Origin of the sequence: Pseudodesulfovibrio sp. 5S69 (assembly GCF_037094465.1) — a bacterium.
In the GTDB taxonomy this organism is placed as follows: Bacteria; Desulfobacterota; Desulfovibrionia; order Desulfovibrionales; family Desulfovibrionaceae; genus Pseudodesulfovibrio; species Pseudodesulfovibrio methanolicus.
On sequence record NZ_CP146609.1, the window covers coordinates 2,573,676 to 2,592,907 of the forward strand.

The 19,232-nt window shown below is 61.9% G+C and carries 20 protein-coding genes; 12 read left to right on the plus strand and 8 right to left on the minus strand.

Annotated features, from left to right (window positions below; translation table 11 throughout):
- Positions 1-5: 5 nt before the first annotated feature.
- The 6 genes from V8V93_RS12225 (at position 6) to V8V93_RS12250 (ending at position 4,969) form a co-directional block, all read left to right on the plus strand.
- The gene (locus V8V93_RS12225) at positions 6-683 is read left to right on the plus strand and encodes a precorrin-2 dehydrogenase/sirohydrochlorin ferrochelatase family protein (protein WP_338666875.1); all 678 of its coding nucleotides are present in this window, start codon (positions 6-8) and stop codon (positions 681-683) included.
- Positions 670-1,482 carry a cytochrome C assembly family protein gene (locus V8V93_RS12230; protein ID WP_338666876.1) on the plus strand — a complete coding sequence of 271 codons (813 nt, stop codon included), beginning with the start codon at positions 670-672 and terminating at the stop codon, positions 1,480-1,482. The genes V8V93_RS12225 and V8V93_RS12230 overlap by 14 nt, the downstream gene beginning before the upstream one ends.
- On the plus strand, positions 1,479-2,849 hold the full coding sequence (gene hemA, locus V8V93_RS12235) for a glutamyl-tRNA reductase (protein ID WP_338666877.1): 1,371 nt from the start codon (positions 1,479-1,481) through the stop codon (positions 2,847-2,849). The genes V8V93_RS12230 and hemA overlap by 4 nt, the downstream gene beginning before the upstream one ends.
- On the plus strand, positions 2,849-3,196 hold the full coding sequence (locus V8V93_RS12240) for a hypothetical protein (protein ID WP_338666878.1): 348 nt from the start codon (positions 2,849-2,851) through the stop codon (positions 3,194-3,196). The genes hemA and V8V93_RS12240 overlap by 1 nt, the downstream gene beginning before the upstream one ends.
- Position 3,197: 1 nt before the next feature.
- Complete coding sequence (tilS, locus tag V8V93_RS12245; RefSeq protein WP_338666879.1) at positions 3,198-4,208, plus strand: tRNA lysidine(34) synthetase TilS; 1,011 nt, start codon at positions 3,198-3,200, stop codon at positions 4,206-4,208.
- Between the two features lie 95 nt (positions 4,209-4,303).
- On the plus strand, positions 4,304-4,969 hold the full coding sequence (locus tag V8V93_RS12250) for an adenylate kinase (RefSeq protein ID WP_338666880.1): 666 nt from the start codon (positions 4,304-4,306) through the stop codon (positions 4,967-4,969).
- Positions 4,970-5,341: 372 nt separating this feature from the next.
- Here V8V93_RS12250 and secF read toward each other — a convergent pair whose 3' ends face one another.
- The 8 genes from secF to V8V93_RS12290 form a co-directional block, all read right to left on the minus strand.
- Positions 5,342-6,406 carry a protein translocase subunit SecF gene (gene secF / locus V8V93_RS12255; RefSeq protein ID WP_338666881.1) on the minus strand — a complete coding sequence of 355 codons (1,065 nt, stop codon included), beginning with the start codon at positions 6,404-6,406 and terminating at the stop codon, positions 5,342-5,344.
- Positions 6,407-6,416: 10 nt separating this feature from the next.
- Positions 6,417-8,012 (minus strand): protein translocase subunit SecD, encoded by a 1,596-nt coding sequence (gene secD, locus V8V93_RS12260; protein WP_338666882.1) that lies wholly within the window; start codon positions 8,010-8,012, stop codon positions 6,417-6,419.
- 129 nt (positions 8,013-8,141) lie between these two features.
- Positions 8,142-8,504: a preprotein translocase subunit YajC gene (gene yajC / locus V8V93_RS12265; protein WP_338666883.1), complete on the minus strand. Its 363-nt coding sequence runs from the start codon at positions 8,502-8,504 to the stop codon at positions 8,142-8,144.
- Between the two features lie 42 nt (positions 8,505-8,546).
- Entirely contained in the window at positions 8,547-9,308 is a 762-nt protein-coding gene (locus tag V8V93_RS12270) for a hypothetical protein (RefSeq protein WP_338666884.1), read from the minus strand.
- A complete protein-coding gene (locus V8V93_RS12275; protein WP_338666885.1) occupies positions 9,309-10,406 on the minus strand; it encodes a class II glutamine amidotransferase in 1,098 nt (365 codons plus the stop codon).
- 140 nt (positions 10,407-10,546) lie between these two features.
- Positions 10,547-11,833 (minus strand): NAD(P)/FAD-dependent oxidoreductase, encoded by a 1,287-nt coding sequence (locus V8V93_RS12280; RefSeq protein ID WP_338666886.1) that lies wholly within the window; start codon positions 11,831-11,833, stop codon positions 10,547-10,549.
- Positions 11,834-11,842: 9 nt separating this feature from the next.
- The gene (locus tag V8V93_RS12285; RefSeq protein WP_338666887.1) at positions 11,843-12,289 is read right to left on the minus strand and encodes a 4Fe-4S dicluster domain-containing protein; all 447 of its coding nucleotides are present in this window, start codon (positions 12,287-12,289) and stop codon (positions 11,843-11,845) included.
- Positions 12,290-12,301: 12 nt separating this feature from the next.
- Positions 12,302-13,831 (minus strand): glutamate synthase-related protein, encoded by a 1,530-nt coding sequence (locus V8V93_RS12290; RefSeq protein WP_338666888.1) that lies wholly within the window; start codon positions 13,829-13,831, stop codon positions 12,302-12,304.
- 509 nt (positions 13,832-14,340) lie between these two features.
- Between V8V93_RS12290 and V8V93_RS12295 the strand changes: the two genes are divergently transcribed.
- From V8V93_RS12295 to prmA, 6 genes are all read left to right on the plus strand, one after another.
- Positions 14,341-14,475: a symporter small accessory protein gene (locus V8V93_RS12295; RefSeq protein WP_338670188.1), complete on the plus strand. Its 135-nt coding sequence runs from the start codon at positions 14,341-14,343 to the stop codon at positions 14,473-14,475.
- On the plus strand, positions 14,472-16,079 hold the full coding sequence (locus V8V93_RS12300) for a sodium:solute symporter family protein (protein WP_338666889.1): 1,608 nt from the start codon (positions 14,472-14,474) through the stop codon (positions 16,077-16,079). The genes V8V93_RS12295 and V8V93_RS12300 overlap by 4 nt, the downstream gene beginning before the upstream one ends.
- Before the next feature lie 256 nt (positions 16,080-16,335).
- Positions 16,336-16,794, plus strand: coding sequence for a dUTP diphosphatase (dut, locus tag V8V93_RS12305; RefSeq protein ID WP_338666890.1), 459 nt, complete (start codon positions 16,336-16,338; stop codon positions 16,792-16,794).
- Positions 16,795-16,807: 13 nt separating this feature from the next.
- Positions 16,808-18,016: an aspartate aminotransferase family protein gene (locus V8V93_RS12310; RefSeq protein ID WP_338666891.1), complete on the plus strand. Its 1,209-nt coding sequence runs from the start codon at positions 16,808-16,810 to the stop codon at positions 18,014-18,016.
- A 65-nt stretch (positions 18,017-18,081) separates the two neighbouring features.
- Positions 18,082-18,291 carry a hypothetical protein gene (locus tag V8V93_RS12315; RefSeq protein ID WP_338666892.1) on the plus strand — a complete coding sequence of 70 codons (210 nt, stop codon included), beginning with the start codon at positions 18,082-18,084 and terminating at the stop codon, positions 18,289-18,291.
- 80 nt (positions 18,292-18,371) lie between these two features.
- A complete protein-coding gene (gene prmA, locus V8V93_RS12320; protein WP_338666893.1) occupies positions 18,372-19,232 on the plus strand; it encodes a 50S ribosomal protein L11 methyltransferase in 861 nt (286 codons plus the stop codon).

Consider the following 19,232-nt stretch of genomic DNA (forward strand, 5'->3'; position numbering starts at 1 on the left):
GACGCATGCGATATTACCCCATCTTCGTGAACCTGGAAAACAAGGGCTGCCTGGTGGTCGGCGCGGGCGAGGTCGGCAAGCGCAAGATTCAGTCCCTGATCGATTCCGGGGCCGGTCGCGTTACCATCATCGACACCCGGAAACCGGGACCTGAGTTCGACTCGGTCACGGCCCTGCCCAACGTGGATTTCCTCTGCCGCGAGTTCGCTGACGGCGACCTGGACGGGAAGTTCCTGGTCATCGCCTGCACCTCCTCCGAGGAGGTCAACTGGCGTATCAGCAACCTGTGCCGCGACCGGGGCATCCTGTGCAACATCGTGGATCAGCCCGAGAAGTGCAGCTTCATCGTGCCCGCCACGGTCAAGCGCGGCGACCTGACGGTGGCCATCTCCACGGCGGGCCGCAGCCCGGCCATGGCCAAGCGCATCCGAAAGGAATTGCAGGAGAGTTTCGGCGATGAATACGCGAGCCTGCTGACCGCAATGGGCCGCATACGGCCGCTCATGCTCTCCATGGGGCTGACCACGGCCGACAACACGGCGGTCTTCCGCTCCTTGGTCAATTCCGCCCTGCTCGACGCCTTGAAGGGTCACGACCTTGACGCGGCCACGGAAATTCTTAAAGAATCGTTGCCCGACCCGTTGCACGACAACATCCCGGAGTTGCTTGATGGGCTTGTTTGAATCGCTCCATATCGTGATCATCGCGCTCTATGCGCTCGGCACCGTGCTGTTCCTGACCTCCGTGTTCACGGAGAACGACAGGCTCAAGCGCATCGCCATCTGGCTCGCCGTCCTCGGTTTCACCTTCAATACCGTGGACCTGGGGCTGACCCTGAGCCGTGATCCGGCGGTCTTGAGCGGCGGCAATTTCTATTTCAACATCATCGGCTGGTGCGCGCTGGCCCTGTATTTCTTCCTCTGGTGGCGGCTGCGGCTCGAATACCTGGCCATCACCGCCCTGCCCTTCGCCCTGCTGCTCTTCGTGGCCTCCCTGGCCCTGGGCGGCATCCGGGTGGTCATGCCCCCACAACTGACCGCCCTGTTCTTCGGCCTGCACATCGGCTCCCTGGTCCTGACGCTGGGCGCGCTGATCATGGCCTTCGGCGCGGGCGTGGCTTTTCTCTACTACAACCGCAAGCTCAAGACTAAGGAAGGGCTGTCGGCCATGGGGAACAGCATCCCCTCGCTGGACAAGTTCGACACCGTCAACCGCTGGGCGGTGTTGATCGGATTCCCGCTCTATACTCTGGGCCTTTTCTCCACCTTCAGTTGGTACCTGATCGCCCCGTTCAAGCCCTTTGCCTGGGACATCATGAAGATCGGCTCCCTGGCGGTCTGGTTCCTCTACGCCTTCCTCTTCCATCAGCGCGTGGTGCTCGGCTGGCGCGGACGCAAGCCCGCCATCCTGGCCATCTGGGTCTTTGCCGGGATGTGCATCTCACTCATACACCACACCATCACTTTCAGGGCGGCGCCATGAACAAGCAGATAATCCTCATAGGCCTCAACCACCGCACTGCGGGCGTCGAAGTGCGCGAGAAATTCGCCCTGACCGACGTGGAGAATTTCGAACAGGGCCTCATGGCCCACTGTCCCGTGCAGGAATGCCTGGCGCTGTCCACCTGTAACCGGGTGGAGATCGTGGCCGTGGCCAGGAAAGTGCCGGTGGCCGAGGCCATGGACGCCGTGATCCAGTACTGGGCAACGGCCTGCAACGGCTCTCCCGAGCAGTTGATGGACAATATCTACCAGTATTCGGACCTGGACGCGGTCAGGCATATTTTCACCGTGGCCTCGTCACTCGACTCCATGGTCATGGGCGAGCCGCAGATCCTCGGCCAGCTCAAGGACGCCTACCGGGCCGCCGTGGACAAGGGCACAGCCAAGACCATCGTCAACCGCCTGCTGCATAAGTCCTTTTCCGTGGCCAAACGCATCCGCACCGAGACGGCCATCGCCTCCAGCGCGGTGTCCATCAGCTATGCGGCCGTAGAACTGGCGCGCAAGATCTTCGGCGACCTCAAGCCCACCAGGGCCATGCTGGTCGGCGCGGGCGAGATGGCCGAACTGGCCGCCATGCACCTGCTGCGAAACGGGGTCAAGGAGATCATCATCGCCAACCGCACCCTGTCCCGGGCCAAGGACCTGGCCGAGAGCCTGGGCGGCGAACCCATCCAGATCGAAGCGATGCCGGACCGGCTGCACGAGGTGGACATCATCATCTCCTCCACCGGCTCCCCGGTGGCCGTGATCAAGGCGAAGGATGTCAAGGCCGTGCTCCGCAAGCGCAAGAACAAGCCCATGTTCTTCATCGACATCGCCGTGCCGCGCGACATCGATCCGGACGTCAACACCCTGGACAACGTCTATCTCTACGATATCGACGACCTCAAGGAAGTGGTGGACGAGAACATGGCCCAGCGCCAGGGAGAAGCCACCAAGGCCCGTGCCGTGGTGGACCTGGAGACCGAAACCTTCGGCAACTGGCTCAATTCGCTCAATATCCAACCGACCATCGTGGATCTGGTCGGCAAGGCCGAGGACGTGGCCGTGCGCGAGCTGGCCAAGACCCTCAAGAAGATCGGCCCGGTGGATGACAAGACCCACAACGCGCTGGAACGCTTGGTCATGTCCATCGCCCATAAGTCCCTGCATGAACCCATCTGTTTCCTCAAGCGGCGCACCCAGGAAGAAGGCTCGGCCGAGCGGTTCATAGACCTGGCCCGGCGCATGTTCAACCTGGACGACGAGACCGTGCCCGATAACGCCCACCTGGACCGCAAGTCGGCGTCCTGCGCCCCCGAGGACATCGAGCAGTACATCGAAATCTCGAAAAAGGAACAATAATGCGCACCTATCTCATAGAAGACCTGAACGACAAGGACTACCAGACCGTCACCAAAGCCTTTGACGAACTCGGCCTTCGCGGTTCCATAGACGGCATCTACTACCTGCCTCTGCCCGAGGACCTGCTCCAGGGCGACCAGCAGGCCCATCTCGGCGAATGCGGTCCGTATTTCATGGCTCTGGAGGCTGTGGATTCCCCGGACCGGAACAGCCTGCGCCTGGAGTTGCTTGTCCGCGCCCGGAACAAGATCCGCTGCTCCTGCGTATCCTATGCCGACTCGGCCCAGCGCAAGCACATGATCGAATATCTCGACCAGTTCATCGAGGAGCTGGAAGTCTCCGTGTAGCATGACCAGCGCGCCCGCCGACATCCCGCAGACCCTGCAGGACCTCCTGCCCAAGTGGGCGCATTTCTGCCTGTACGTGGGCCGGTTCGTCGAAGAGGAGCTCGGTGTCGACCTGGAAGGACGCCGCGTCCTGGTCGGTATGTCCGGCGGCGTGGACTCCACCGCCCTGCTCCTGGTCCTGCACTATCTCTCCCAGCGCGTCGGCTTTACGGTCGGCGCCGTCCACCTCGATCACCAACTGCGGCCGGAATCCGCCGGGGACGCTTCCTTTGCCCGTTCCCTGTGCGAGCGCTTCGGCATCGACTGCACGGTCGAGTCGCACGACGTGGCCCGGCTGGCCGAGGAACGCGGTGTGGGGCTTGAGGAGGCCGGGCGCGAGGCGCGCTACCGGCTCTACGCCGAACTGCGCGCGGAAGACGGCTACGACTATGTCGCTCTGGGTCATCAGTTGGACGACCTGAGCGAGGACGTGCTCATGCGTTTGATCCGGGGCACGGGCTGGCCCGGCCTGTCCGGCATGCCGGGCTTCGATCCCGCGCGCGCCCTGATCCGCCCCATGCTGCTCATCCCCAAGTCCACGCTCAGGGCGTTCGTCACCCATGTGGGCAGCGGTTGGCGCGAAGACGCCTCCAACGCCGATCCGTCCATGACCCGCAACCGCGTGCGCAACGAGATCCTGCCGCTCATCGAGAAGGAGAACCCGGCCTTCTGGCAGTCCGTGGCCCGGCTGTGGCGCATCGGCCGCGTGGAGCAGGATTTCTGGGAGGGTCTCGAAGCCGGGGCTTGTGAAATTCTGGATAATTCCCGCCTCGAATCCCTGCACAAGGCCGAGCGGCTGCACCTGTACAAGGCGTGCCTGGTCCGTCTCGGACCGGGGCAGGTCCTGGCCGACACCTTGTTCAAGCTCGACGAGGCCTGGCGGGATAAACGCAACACTGCGGTCTTCCAGTTCCCCGGTGACAAAACCGCCACCATCACCGCCTCAAGCGTGGTTTTCTCCACCAAGCATTGACTTCCGGGCTGGCCCGGTATAAGAGCATGTGATCTTTTGCACAATGTGTCGGAATGGCCAGTCGGCATTTCGCTTTTTTATCATCAGGAGGAATTATGAATATTCTGATTTTCGGCCCCAACGGCTCCGGTAAAGGCACCCAGGGCGACATCGCCAAGGATAAGTACAAACTGGACCACATCGAGTCCGGCGCCATTTTCCGCAAGCACATCGGCGGCGGCACCGAGCTGGGCATGAAGGCCAAGGAGTACATCAACAAGGGCGAACTGGTTCCTGATGATATCACCATTCCCATGGTCCTGGACGTGCTCTCCAATTCCAAGAGCGGCTGGCTCCTGGACGGTTTCCCCCGTTCCCTGGTGCAGGGCGAAAAGCTCTGGGAAGCCCTGCAGAAGGACGGCGTGAAGCTCGACTACGTCATCGAGATCAAGCTGCCCCGCGAGATCGCCAAGGCCCGCATCATGGGTCGCCGCCTGTGCGAGAACAACCCGAACCACCCCAACAACGTCGGCATCCCGGCCATCGCTCCCGACGGCGACAAGTGCCGCGTCTGCGGCGGCGCCCTGACCGCCCGCCAGGATGACCAGGACGAAGGCGCCATCGACGTGCGCCACAACATCTACTACGATGAAGAAACCGGCACCATGGCCGCCTGCAACTACTTCAAGAATCTCAAGGACGCCAACTTCAAGTACATCCAGCTCGACGGCGAGAAGTCCATCAACGAGATCAAGGAATACCTCATCAGCCAGCTCGACTAGCCGCTGATTGATCGACTATAGAAAGTCCCTCCGGCCCTGCCGGAGGGACTTTTTTTGCCTCTCCCAGGCCACCCCCCTTCCCTCCACGCACTCGCGCGTGTGATGCGTGAAGCTGATTGTGCGTCTACGCAGGGAATGGTGCTGATGAGGAAAAGTCGTGGCCGCCTGCCCCGCGAAACGGGGACAAAAGGTGTTGGAGATTTTTAAGAACCTTTTTCAGTGGCGGCTGTTAGCGAGTCTTCGAGCTTTAGAGATGGGGCGACTGCAGCGATAAAGGTTCTTTAGCCGTCGAAGACGCCCGCCGGCCAGGCGCAAAAAAAAAGAGGGCAGCCAAGTGGCCGCCCTCTTTTTTTATAGCGTATGACGAGCCGGTTAGGCTTCGGCTTCTTCCTCACGGGGTTCGCTGGGGCCGAATCCGTAGAGGATGGGGCTGGCCACGAAGATGGAGGAGTACGTACCCACGGTGATGCCGATGAGCAGCGCCAGGGCGAAGTCGTGGATGACCGAGCCGCCCATGACGTACAGGCAGAGCACGACCAGAAGCGTGGTGCCCGAGGTCAGGATGGTGCGCGACAGGGTCTGGTTGACCGACAGGTTGATGATCTTGCCGAAGGTCAGCTTGCCCTGCTTGGCGATGGTGTTCTCGCGGATGCGGTCGAACACGATGATGGTGTCGTTGAGCGAGTAGCCGACGATGGTCAGCAGCGCGGCGATGATGGTCAGGTCGAACTCTTTGTTCATGATGGAGAACAGGCCGACCGTGATGAGCACGTCGTGTATGAGTGCCACCACCGCACCTAGGGCGTAGTTCAGCTTGAGGTACCAGCACAACCCCAGGGTGATGACCAGGGCGACCAGGATGAGCCAGCCCATGTCGAGGCCGAGAAGGCCTATGCCGTAGACGCCGCCGGCCAGGGCGGCGGCCATGACCGCTGCCGCGGTCCAGCGCTGTTCGAAGCGGCCGGAGATGTACACGGCGATAAGCAGGACCGCATAGAACAGTGCCTCAAGGGCCTGGGAGCGGAGGTCTGCACCGACCTTGGGGCCGACCATTTCGAGCCGTTGGATCTCGAAGCCCGCCTTGAGGTTGTCGGAGAGCGCCTTGTTGATCTTGGTCCGGACCTCTTCGGACGTGATGTTCGAAGAGGAGGTGCGGATCAGGTACTCGTGGTCGCCCTCAAGGCCGAGGGTCTGGACGACCAGGCCGGGCAGCTTGAGATCCGCCACCGCGTCCTTGATGTCGCCCACGCCGATGGCCTTGTCGATCTTCACCTGGACGATCATGCCGCCCGCGAAGTCGATGCCGTACTTGGGGCCGCCCTTGATCGCCAGGGAGCCGAGACCGGCCAGGATGAGGACCGCCGAGAGGATGAAGGCGATCTTCCTGATGCCGATGAAGTCGAGATTGGTATCGGGTTTGATTATTTGAAGTCCCATTATCGTTCCCCTAAATGCTCAGCTTCGCGTTGTCGGCGCGGTGTTTCAGGTACAAATCGAACAGGATGCGCGACACGAAGATGGCCGTGAACATGGAGGTGATGATGCCGAGCGTGAGCGTGACGGCAAAGCCGCGGATCGGGCCCGTACCGAACTGGTACAGGATGATGGCCGCGATGACCGTGGTCACGTTGGCGTCGAGAATGGTCAGGGTCGCCCTGCCGTATCCTTCTTCCACGGCCTGTTTGGCGGACAGGCCGCGCCTGACCTCCTCGCGGATGCGTTCATAGATGATGACGTTGGCGTCGACCGCCATACCGATGGTCAGGATGATGCCCGCAATGCCCGGCAGGGTCAGGGTCGCGCCAAACGCGGCCAGGCCGCCCATGATCAGCATGATGTTCAGGACGAGCACGATGTCCGCGACCACGCCGCCGAAGCCATAGTAGATGACCATGAAGGCGAGGACCGCGGCCATGCCCACCATGGCGGACATGATGCCGTTATTGATGGATTCCTGGCCGAGCGACGGACCCACGGCGCGCTGTTCGAGGATAGTCACGGGCGCGGGCAGGGAGCCGGCGCGGAGCACGACCGCCAGGTCGCGGGCCTCTTCACGGGTGAAATTGCCGGTGATGGAGGCCTTGCCGCCCGAGATGCGCTCGCGGATGACCGGCGCGGAGTAGACCTTGCCGTCCAGGACGATGGCCATGCGTTTGTTCACGTTGTCCGCGGTCAGGTCGGTGAATATCTTCGCCCCGCGCGCATTGAAGGTCAGCGAGACGTAGGGGTTGTTCCACTGGTCCAGGCGGACCTGGGCGTCGGACACGTATTCGCCGGTCAGGACCGCGTCCTTCTTGAGGACGATGTCCGACTCGGTGTAGGTGCCGTTGGGCTGGCGGTGCTGGAGCTTGGCGACCTCACGGCCGGGGGCCAGGATGCCCTGCTGGGCCTTCTTCAGGTCGGCGGTGTCGTCGACCATCTTGAATTCGAGGTGCGCGGTCTGCCCGATGAGCTTGATGGCCCGTTCGGGGTCCTTCAAACCGGGCAACTGGACCTGGATGCGGTTGCCCTGCTCCTTGCGGATGTCCGGCTCGGCAACGCCGAACTGGTCGATCCTGTTGCGCATGGTCTTGATGGCCTGATCCATGGTCAGCTTTTCGATCTCGCTGCGGTATTTGGCCGGAACGGACAGGACATATTTGACCTTGTCCCCGTCAAGCGGTGTGCTCTGTTCGATGGCGAACGGAGTGTAATCCTTGATCACGCCCTCGAAGGCGTCCTTTTGTTCGGCCTTGATGAGCGTAACTTCGATTTCGGATTCGTTCAGGACGGTTGGGCGCAGGATGTAGACTTCCTGCTCGCGGGCGGATGCCTTGAGGTCATCGCCGAGGCGGGCCAGATTGTTGTCCATGGCCGTTTTCATGTCCACACCGAGGGTCAGGTGGATGCCGCCCTTGAGGTCAAGGCCGAGGTTGATCCCGTTGCCCGGCAGTATCTTGTCGAGGGCGGAGGCCTTGACGCCGGGCAGGGACGGGAGCATGAAGGCCAGCCCCACAAGCACGATCAAGAGAGCGAGGATGGCTCTCAAACGCAAACTTTGCATGAAATCTCCCTGTAATACAAACGGGTTGCTGCCTACCTGAGGGTTCCGTCGGCAAACGCAAGCGCGGACCGGGCCACGTTACACGTGTGGTCCGATCCGCACGGAAGTCTCAGATACGGGTGCAAGAACCTACTTCTTCTTTTTGTCCGTCGCGGGAGCGCCGCCGTCTTTGTCGGCAACGAAACCGCGCTTGATGACGACGTCGACGCCCGAGGCGATCTCGATGGTCAGGTTGTCGCCATCGATATCGGTGATGGTTCCGAGGATGCCGCCGTTGGTCCAGACCTTGTCGCCCTTGCGGAGTTCATCGAGCATGGCCTTGTGAGCCTTTTGCTTCTTCTGTTGGGGGCGGATGAGCAGGAAGTAGAAAATGGCGAACATCAGGACCAGCATGGGCAGCGGGCCGCCGAGAATGCCGCCGAGGCCGCCTGCGGCGCCACCGTCACCGCTCGTGGGCGGAGCCATGGCGTAGGCTACGGAATCGAAGAACATTGGTTCCTCCAAAGGTAATGAGTGTTGTATCTTCCCCGCCGTCTAGCAAGGGACGTACAGGTTTCCGTACGGCCTGTGCGAAAACGGACGAATTTTCACGAAGTTCTCGCTTAAAATTGCCTTGCTGTCCAGCTTCAATTCCTTGGCGTATTCGTTGACCAACCCTTCGATGACCTCGAGGTCGTCGGAGTCCACGGGGGTGGCCGTCAGCCCGGGACCGAGCTGGTCTTCGGGAACGGAACCGCGGACGTAGATCACGCCGCCGTGCATGCCCGTTCCGAGACTCCGTCCCGCAATGGGCGCATCAGGCTTACCAGAAAACATACCCAAGAGCAAAATAATTCCACCGGCCATATACTCGCCGAGGAAGTCGCCGGCCTTGCCGCCGACCACGATCTTAGGCTGGTGCTCCAGGTACGCCTTCATATGGATGCCGACACGGTAGCCCACGTCGCCCTTGATGAATATCTCGCCGCCGCGCATGGCGTAGCCGATGACGTCGCCGGCCAGACCTTCGATGATGATCCGGCCGTCGTCCATGGTGTTACCCACGCCGTCCTGTGCGTTGTTGTGCACGCGCACCTTGGGGCCGCGCATGAACGCGCCCAGGTCCTGGCCGGGAACGCCGTAGATGTCGAAGTTCAGGTCGCCGTCGAGCGCGGTGGCCAGGTAACGCTGGCCGTTGCACTCCTTGATGATGAAATCGGTCACGCCGTCTGCGACAAGAGCACGGATTTCCTCGTTGAACTGCTTGTAGTACGTCCGCCCTGCCGTCAGGGTCTTCTGCTTTTTCTTGGCTGCCATCTAATCCTCCAGGTCCACGATGACGGGTTCGCCCGCCTTGGGCATCCAGACGCGGTCCAGTTCGGGACAGACATCGCGCACGGCCGATTCTTCGCTCGACATGAAGATCATGTCGTCCTTTTCGGCCACCAGCAGGGGCCGCAGCTTGATGCGGTCGTTGAGTCCCATGAGCCGGGTGTTGTCGGCCACCAGAATGGCGAACGGGCCGTTGAGCATGGCCGGGCCGTAGGTGGCCCGCAAGGTGGTGTAGAGTTCTTTGTCCTCGGCGTCCATGCGCTCGATCTCGTCCCAGAAAGGCGGGGCGAAGACCTTGGCGGCCATCTCCCAGGACAGGCCGTGCTTGCGGATGAGCATGTCCAGCTCGTAGGCCACGACCTCGGTGTCGGTCATCATGGTGCAGAGGTAGTCGTGCTCGCACAGGTAGCGGCGGTTGATGCCGTAGGAGGATATCTCGCCGTTGTGCACGATGGACCAGTTCAGGATGGTGAACGGGTGCGCCCCGCCCCACCAGCCCGGGGTGTTGGTCGGGAACCGGTTGTGGCCGGTCCAGATGTAGGCGCTGTACTCCTCCAGGCGGAAGAATTCGGCGATGTCCTCGGGGAAGCCCACGCCCTTGAAGGCGCCCATGTTCTTGCCCGAGGAGACCACGAAGGCCCCGCCCACGGTGGTGTTGATCTTCATGACCACGGCCACCACGTAGTCCTCTTCCGGCAGTTCGCGGAACTCGTTGTGCGGCTTTTCGGGCACGGTCACGAAGTAGCGGTTGAACTTGGGCGGGTTGGTGATGGCCAGGGTCCTGCGGGTGGGGATGGGTTCATAGAAGTGCAGGTCGAAGTACTGCTTGATCATCTCTTCCGAGCCTTTGATGGCCGCGTCATCGTCGCACATCATGTGGAAGCAGTATTTCTCGGCGTGCTCGGGGTAGATGCCGTAGGCCGCGAAACCGCCGCCCAGGCCGTTTCCTCGGTCGTGCATGCAGGTCATGGCCTGGATGGGCATGTCGCCCGGAATCAGGCCTCGCTTCTTGTTGATCACGCCGAATATCCCGCAGCCGGAGATATCCTTTTGGAAATCATAATATCTTTCAGGTGCTTTCATAATTTCTCCTCATTAGAGGCTGTCGATAATGTGCGAGTGCGAGGCGCGAAAAAGAGGCAAGACCGAAGCGTACTTCGCAGTACGGGAGGGTTTGTCCCATTTGAGCAACGAAGCAATCGTGCGTTTTTCAACAGCCTCCTCTAATCGGGCTCGACGACGCCGGGGTTCCAGGTTTCCTTGAAGAACTCGTCCGGCCACATGAGTACGTCGGGCGCTCCGGCCAGGATCTGCTTCTTGGCGTCCTCGGGCACGGCCAACTGGAACTTGACGAAGGCGGTGTACATGCCCGCCATGTCGATGTCGCCCACCAGCACGTAACCGACCAGACGGTCGTTGTGGAAGACGAGCTTGCGATAGCTTTTCTTTTTTTCGTCCAGGGAGACGGCCGTGTCGTAGGTCCCGTCACCCTCGGGCGGATTGACCGTGCCCACGGAAATGGTCGGCAGCCCGTAGAAGGAGATGGAGTTCATGGACAGGGATCCGGTGAAGGGGACGTCCTCGCCGGTCATGTTCTTGCCCGCACAGAACCCCTGGTTATAGGCGTTGGTCCAGATGGGGATGACCCGGTCATCGCCGAACAGGAGGTCCTTGGCCTGGGCCACGTCGCCCGCCGCGAACACGCCGGCCGCGCTGGTGCGCATGTGGTCGTCCACCTTGATGCCGCGGTCCACCGCGATCCCGGCCTCCTTGGCCAGGTTGTAGTTGGGGACCACGCCGATGGCGATGACCACCACGTCGCACTGCAGGAAGTCGCCGTCCGTCAGGTGTACGCCCTTGAGATTGCCGTCGTGGTCGCGCTGGATCTCCTTGGCGGACACCCCGCAGCGCACGTTCAGGCCTACCTCGGCCAGGCGGGAACCGGCCAGGGCGGCCGCGTTCTCGTCAAAGGCCAGGCTCAGGATGCGCGGCGAGAGTTCCAGGATGGTCACGTCCACGCCGCGGTCGAACAGGGATTCACCGGCCTTCAGGCCGATGAGCCCGCCGCCGATGACCACCGCCCTCTTGATCTCCTTAGCCTTGGAGATGAGCGTGTGGGCGTGGGCCAGGTTGGTGAAGTTGTAGACGTCCGACCCGTCGGAGCCCGGAATGGGCGGGGTGAACGGGATGCCGCCGGTGGCGATGAGCAGGTTCTCGAATTCCACGGTCTCGCCCTTGTCCGTGGTCACCGTCCGGGCCTTGGCGTCGATGCCGGTGACCTTGGTGCCGAGCATCAGCGAGACGTTGCTCTTGTCGTAGAATTCCTGAGGCCGCAGGGCCAGTCTGTCCGGGCCGATTTTGCCCGCCAGCAGGTAGGAGATGAGCGGGCGGCCGTAGGCCGGGGCGTCCTCCGCCCCGATGACCAGGATCTCGTTTTCGGTATCGACCTTGCGGATGCCCTCGATGGCCCCGATGGAGGCGATGCCGTTGCCGATGATGACGTATTTCATGGTCGCTCCCTATCTCTCCTCGTATTTCAGGGCTTGGTTCGGGCACGCGGCCACGCAGGCCGGGCCGCCCTCGCGCCCTTCACACAGGTCGCACTTGACGATCTTGTTCTCGGTCGGATGCCGCTTTATCGCTCCGTACGGACAGGCCATCAGGCAGGACCAGCAGCCCACGCACTTTTCGCGGTCGTAGACCGTGCGGCCCGTCTCCGGGTCCTTGTGCAGGCCGCCGGAGATGCAGGCGGCCACACAGGAGGGCTCGTCGCAGTGGCGGCAGGAGATGGCCACGCAGATGTCACCCTTTTCGAAGACCTTCTTGCAGGCGGTCAGCCCGTCCTTGCCCTGCTCTTCGCGGAAGGCGATGATCACGTCCTTGGATTTGGAGTGGGCGGTGATGCAGGCCACTTCGCAGAGGTGGCAGCCGATACAGTATTCTTTGTCCGGATAGACTCTTTTCATGATGTCCTCCGTTTAGCGACCGGCATGTTTGATGCCGAGGATGTCGAGTTCGGTGTCGGAAAGGCCGATTCCCCTGAGCTTGTCGCGGTTGCCGCGCAGGGACTCGATGGAGTTGAGCCCCATGCCGCCGAGCATTTCCTCGATCTCGTGCCCCCAGGCATGGATCAGGTTGGACAGCTTCTTGGCCGCGATATCCGGGTTCTGGCGTTTGGACAGCTTCGGGTCGTTGGTGGCGATGCCCCACGGGCACTTGCCGGTGTAGCAGCGTCCGCAGATGGTGCAGCCCACGGCGATCAGCGTGGCCGTGCCGATGTACACGGCGTCCGCGCCCAGCGCGATGGCCTTGATCACGTCGCCGGAGCAGCGGATGCCGCCCGCAGCCACGATGGACACGTTGTTGCGGATGCCCTCGTCGCGCAGCCGCTGGTCCACCTGGGCCAGGGCCAGTTCGATGGGGATGCCCACGTTGTCGCGGATCATGGCCGGTGCCGCGCCGGTGCCGCCGCGCATGCCGTCCACGGTGATGATGTCCGCACCCGCCCGGGCGATGCCCGAGGCGATGGCGGCCACGTTGTGCACGGCCGCGATCTTGACCGAGATGGGCGCCTTGTATTCCGAGGCCTCCTTCAGGGCGTAGATCAACTGAAGCAGGTCCTCGATGGAGTAGATGTCGTGGTGCGGTGCCGGAGAGATGGCGTCGGAGCCGATGGGGACCATGCGGGTCTCGGAGACCTTGTCGTTGATCTTCTCGCCGGGCAGGTGCCCGCCGATGCCGGGCTTGGCGCCCTGCCCCACCTTGATCTCGATGCCCGCGCCCGCCCGGAGGTAGTCGCGGTGCACGCCGAAGCGGCCCGAGGCAACCTGCACGATGGTGTGCTCGCCATATTTATATAAGGACTTGTGCAGGCCGCCCTCGCCGGTATTGTAATAGGTCCCGCACTCGGTGGCCGCGCGGGCCATGGCCCGGTGCAGGTTGAAGTTGATGGCACCGAAGCTCATGGCCGCGAACATGATCGGCACGTCCAGTTCAAGCTGCGGGGTGAGCTTGGTCTTGAGCGAGACCTTGCCGGTTTTCTTGTCCGTGGCCAGTTCGACCTTGCGCGGCTTGGCGCCCAGGAAGGTCTTCAACTCCATGGGCTCGCGCAGGGGGTCAATGGACGGGTTGGTCACCTGGCTGGCATCGAGCAGCATACGGTCCCAGTAGACCGGGATGTCCACCGGGGACCCCATGCCCGCCAGCAGTACGCCGCCGGTGTCGGCCTGCTTGTAGATGTTCTGCAGGAACACCGGGCGCCACAGGCTGTTCGTCCGGAAATCCGAGGGCTTCTTGACGATGTTCAGTGCTGCCGTCGGGCACAGGGCCTCGCAGCGGTGGCAGCCGATGCACTTGGTGTTGTCGTGCATGACCTTTTGCCGGGCTTCATCCCAATAGTGAGCTTCGTACGAGCACTGGCGGACGCAGACCTTGCAGTTGATGCACAGCTCCGGGTCCCGTTCAATACAGAACTCATGGTAATTCTTGTTGATGGGCTGAAAAAGCAAGACAGGTAACCTCTCTCGTTAGTTGCCAAAAAAGTCATCTTGTGGACAAGATGGTCGGAGCGCGTCTCCGGGTCTTTCACAATTCGGGCAATAATACCGAAAAGCAAAGGGGAGTCACAAAAACACATCACCCTATTCTCTGTCAAGGAGAGTTTTAACTCATTGAATTTACAAGAAATGTATATATTTGGAAAGCGTCTCGACCAAGACCTGCAACGTATCGATCGGCCGTCTCCGGCCCCGGAAGCGGCCCCACTCTACGCAAGGCCCGATATCTCTTGACTTTCGCGGGGTTCGCAGCTAAGCAGTGACCATGCAAACGCACCACAACCGCATCCGTTTCTTTTTCTTTTTTAGCTTTCGCTTTTTTAGAAGCGCCTGCGGTTTCGAGGTGTGCGTGTAGCTGACCAGTAGTTTCATCCACAACCAGGGCCGCAGGCGATAAGCTTGCGGCCCTTTTTGTTTGTGGCCCAGGCGCTTCCGGCCCGCAACCAAGGGGCAACATCATGATGCTTGGATTGGGGAGTGTAGAGATCGCGCTGGCCTTCTGGCTATCCGTGGCGGCCACGGTTTTGTGCGTCGTTTACGGAATTGTGAACTGGAACAACAAGGGCACCGACAAAACCGGAGGAGGCAACTCATGACCGGCAAACTCATCGGCGTCCTCATCTACCTCGGGATCATCTTTTATCTCGGCTACCGGGCCTGGCTCAAGACCAGGGAGTCCACGGACTACATGCTCGCCGGGCGCAGCATGAACCCGTTCGTTCTGGCCATGTCCTACGGGGCGACCTTCGTCTCCACCTCGGCCATCGTCGGCTTCGGCGGCGTCTCGGGCATGTTCGGCATGTCCCTGCTCTGGCTGACCTTCCTGACCATTTTCGTGGGCATTTTCGTGGCCATGGTTTTCTTCGGCAAGCGCACCCGGCGCATGGGGCTCGCGCTCGACTCCCACACCTTTCCGGAATTTCTGGGTAGGCGGTATGGCTCCAAGTTCATCCAGCAGTTCTCCGGCGTGGTCATCTTCGTGTTCATTCCGGTCTACGCGGCCGCCGTGCTCATCGGCATCTGCCGCATGCTCGAGGTAGCCTTCCCGCTCGTGAGCTACGGCGCGTGGCTGCTCATCGTCACCGCTATCGTGGCCGTGTACGTGGTCACCGGCGGACTCAAGGCCGTCATGTACACCGATGCGTTCCAGGGGACCATCATGGCAGTCATGATGCTCATCCTCGTGGTCACCACCTACGCCCTGCTCGGCGGCGTGACCGAGGCCCACCAGGCCCTGACCGACATGGTCGCCTTGATTCCGGCCAAACTGGTCAGGGGGGGGCTCACCGGCTGGACCACCGGGCCGAACGTCCAGTCGCCCATCGGCCTGACCGTGTACACGACCATCATCTACGGCGTGGGCATCGGTGTGCTGGCCCAGCCGCAACTGGCCATCCGCTACATGACCGTGCCGTCCGATCGCGAACTCAACCGGGCCGTGGCCATCGGCGGGGTCTTCATCCTGCTCATGACCGGCGTGGCCTTCGTCACCGGAGCCCTGTCCAATGTGGTTTTCTTCCAGAAGTTCGGCAAGATCGCCATCACCATGGCCGGGGGCAACTTCGATTCCATCATCCCGATGTACATCGACAAGGTCATGCCCGGTTGGTTTTCCGGCCTGTTCCTGGTGGCCATGTTCGCGGCGGCCATGTCGACCATGAGTTCGCAGTACCACGTGGGCGGCACGTCGCTCTCCCGCGACTTTCTGGAGCAGTATGTGACCGTGGGCAACAACGGCTCGTCCATGAAGCTCAACCGCCTCGGCGTGACCGTGGCCATCATCGCCACCCTGGTCTGGGCCTGGCTGCTGCCCGGCGGGGTCATCGCCCGGGCCACGGCCTTCTTCTTCGGGCTGTGCGCGGCCTCCTTCCTGCCCATCTACGTGCTCGGGCTGTATTGGAAAGGCATGACCAAGACCGGGGCCAAGGTCTCCATGGTCGGCGGGTTCTGCTTCTCCATGTTCTGGCTGCTTTTTATCCACGTCAAGGAAGCGGGTTTCATCGGCCTGTGCCAAGCCATGTTCGGCAAGGCCACCCTGGTGGCCGACGCCGCGCCCGGTTCCTGGACGTGGCTCATGCAGTGGGTCGACCCCAACGTGGTCGCCCTGCCCGTCTCCCTGGTCCTGGCCGTGGGCGTCAGCCTGGCTACCCGACGAATCGAAGAAAAGCATCTGGAGCTCTGCTGGGAAGGACTCTGCTGATCCGTCATTGAATGGCATGATCGCAGGGCGCCGTTCCGGGAGGGACGGCGCCCTTTTGGTTACGGGTTTTGAAATAATGAAAAAGGGAAAGCCGCGGGGGAACGACAGGCAGGCGGCACCGCCGCCGGCGGGCGATGGTCCGTCGCCCCGCCTCTCTCGCGGGCGTTCGCCGCGCCTGGGGGTGCAGCTTTGTTGACAGTTGCTTTTGAAGCGAACATAAACAACCATTCGTTCAACACAAGGATAGAGACGCACAATGAACAAGATCGACGTGAACGTGAAGTTCCTGCATGAGGTTTGGCAAGAAAATGAATTGGCCTACGCCACCGAGCATTCGGCGGGGCTGGACCTGCGCGCCTGCATCGACGAGGGCGAGATCGAGATCGGCCCCGGCGAAAAGGCCGCCATCCCGGCGGGCGTGGCCATTGAGGTCCGTGAGCCCAGCGTGGCCGGATATGTGTTCTCCCGCTCCGGGCTGGGCACCAAGGAAGGCCTGACCGTCAGCCAGGGCGTCGGCGTCATCGATCCGGACTATCGCGGGGAAATCAAGGTCTCACTGCTCAATACCTCGGGCGAGGTGCGACGAATCAGGCGCGGACAGCGCATCGCACAGCTCGTCTTCATGCCCGTATTTCAAGCGATAATCAGCCCGGTGGAGGAACTCGGCCAGACCGCGCGCGGCGCGGGCGGGTTCGGCTCCACGGGGAAACACTAAAGAGAGAACGAAAATGTCTGATAAATTTGATGCGATAAAAGAACGGGAATCCAACCTGTTATGCCATACCTACGGCCGCTATCCCCTGGCCGTTTCCAGGGCCAAGGACTGCCGGTTGTACGACCTGGACGGCAATGAGTACTATGACTTTCTGGCGGGCATCGCGGTCTGTTCCCTGGGCCACAGCCGGGAGGACCTGGCCGAGGTCATGGCCGAGCAGGCCCGCAAGATGGTCCACGTCTCCAACCTCTTCTACCAGGAGCCGCAGCTCGATCTGGCCGAAAAGCTTTTGTCCACCTGCGCGGCGGGCAAGGTCTTCTTTTGCAACTCCGGGGCCGAGGCCAACGAGGGGGCCATCAAGCTGGCCCGCAAGTATATGCACACCGTGCGCAACGAGGAGCGGTACGAAATCATCACCCTGGAGAAGTCCTTCCACGGCAGGACCCTGTCCACGCTGACCGCCACCGGCCAGTACGGCCCCATCAAGGACGGTTTCAACCCGCTGCCTGAGGGATTCGTGACCGTGCCCTTCGGCAACGTCAACGCCCTGCGCGGGGCCATAAACGCCCACACGGCCGCGATCATGATCGAGATGGTCCAGGGCGAGGGCGGCGTGCGGCCCCTGCCCGTCGACTACGTCAACGACATCGTGGCACTGTGCAAGGAGAACGGGATCCTGCTCATCGTGGACGAGGTCCAGACCGGCGTGTGCCGTACCGGTCGGTACTGGGCGCATCAGCACTACGGCATCACTCCGGACATCTTCACTTCGGCCAAGGCGTTGGCCAACGGGTTGCCCATGGGCGCGGTCCTGTGCACCGACGAAGTGGCCAAGGGGTTCACGCCCGGCTCTCACGCCACCACCTTCGGGGGCGGGGCCGTGGTCTCGGCCGTGGCCGCCAAGGTCGTGGATATCATGATTGAAGAGAATATGGCCGAGCGTGCCCTCAAGATGGGTGAGTTCCTCGGGGGGCAGGTCCTCAAGCTCAAGGAAAAGCACCCGGAGACCATTGCCGGAACCCGCGGTCTGGGGCTGCTTTTCGGCATCGAACTGGCCAAGAACGGTCCGGAGGTCTGGAAGGGACTGCTGGATCATAAGATGGTCTGCAACCTGGCACAGGGCACGATTTTACGGCTTGTGCCGCCCCTGACCGTCACTGAGGACGACGTCCTGGCCTTCATGCGGGCCCTGGACGACGTCCTGACCTTGGTTGAGGGATAGCCCGCAGGTAGTCGGCTTGACCGCCTGGAGGCGAAGGCGTATTCTGTAATTTGAGGTATTAAGTCATGAGCGGCATCGCCCCCATAGGGTCCGCACCCGAGTATCCGCTCCGGCGCGAAGAGGAACCGGAACAGGTCGCCCCGGCCAAAAAGCCCGAAGCCGAGGTGAAGATTCCGGCCGAGGCCAAGTCGGAAGCGGCCAGACAGGCCGAGCAGACGACGCTCTACGACTTCCGGTATACGGGCAAAGGCTCGTTCATCGACAAGGTATTCTAGTTTGGCTCATTGATGACGCAACCATTCAAGGCCGGGGCATGTTCCCGGCCTTGTCATATTACATGAAGAGGACCCACTCCATGTCCACCCTGCTGAAGATCGAATTCACCATCCCCGAACAGGCCGCCGACGAGGCCGGGGTCTTCATCGCCTCCAAAGTCCCTCACGGTTGGGAGGAAACGCCTGCGGGCGATGGCCGCACGTTCACCCTGTACCTGGAAGATCATCCCTTGGGCCATGAAATGGTCAAGGCATTCCAGGCACGCTTTCCCGAGGCGGACGTGACCTGGTCCGAGCAGGAGTCCGAGGACTGGGCCATGGCCTGGAAGGATTTCTTCGTCCCGGTCAACTGCGGGGAATCCTTCCGTATCTATCCTCCCTGGCTGGACGACGGGGACAGCGATCACACCCACATCGTGATTGAGCCAAAGATGGCCTTCGGCACCGGCCACCACCCCACCACCTCGCTCTGCCTGGCGACCATCGGCAGGTTGGTCGAGGGCGGAACCGTCGGTAAGGGCCAGACCTTCCTGGACCTGGGTACCGGGTCCGGTATCCTCGGCATCGGGCTGTCCAAGCTCGGCTTGACCGGCATCGGCTTGGACATCGACCCGCAGGCCGTGGTCTGTGCCGCGGAGAACCTGGAGGCCAACGGCGTCACCGAATCCATGAGCTTGGCCGTGGGCTCCATCGACTGCGTGGAGGAAGGCCGGACTTTCGACCTGGTGGTGGCAAACATCTTGTCCGGGCCGCTCATCGAGATGGCCGGGGAAATCCTTCCCAGAGTCAAGCCCGGCGGTTCTTTGGTCCTGTCCGGCATCCTGGCCGACAAACAGTCGGATGCGGTGGCCGAGGCATACGGCCGACGCGGGCTGGGCGAGCCACAGCGGTTCGTCGAAGGCGAGTGGATCTGTCTTGTCTGGGAAAACCTGGGAGACTAG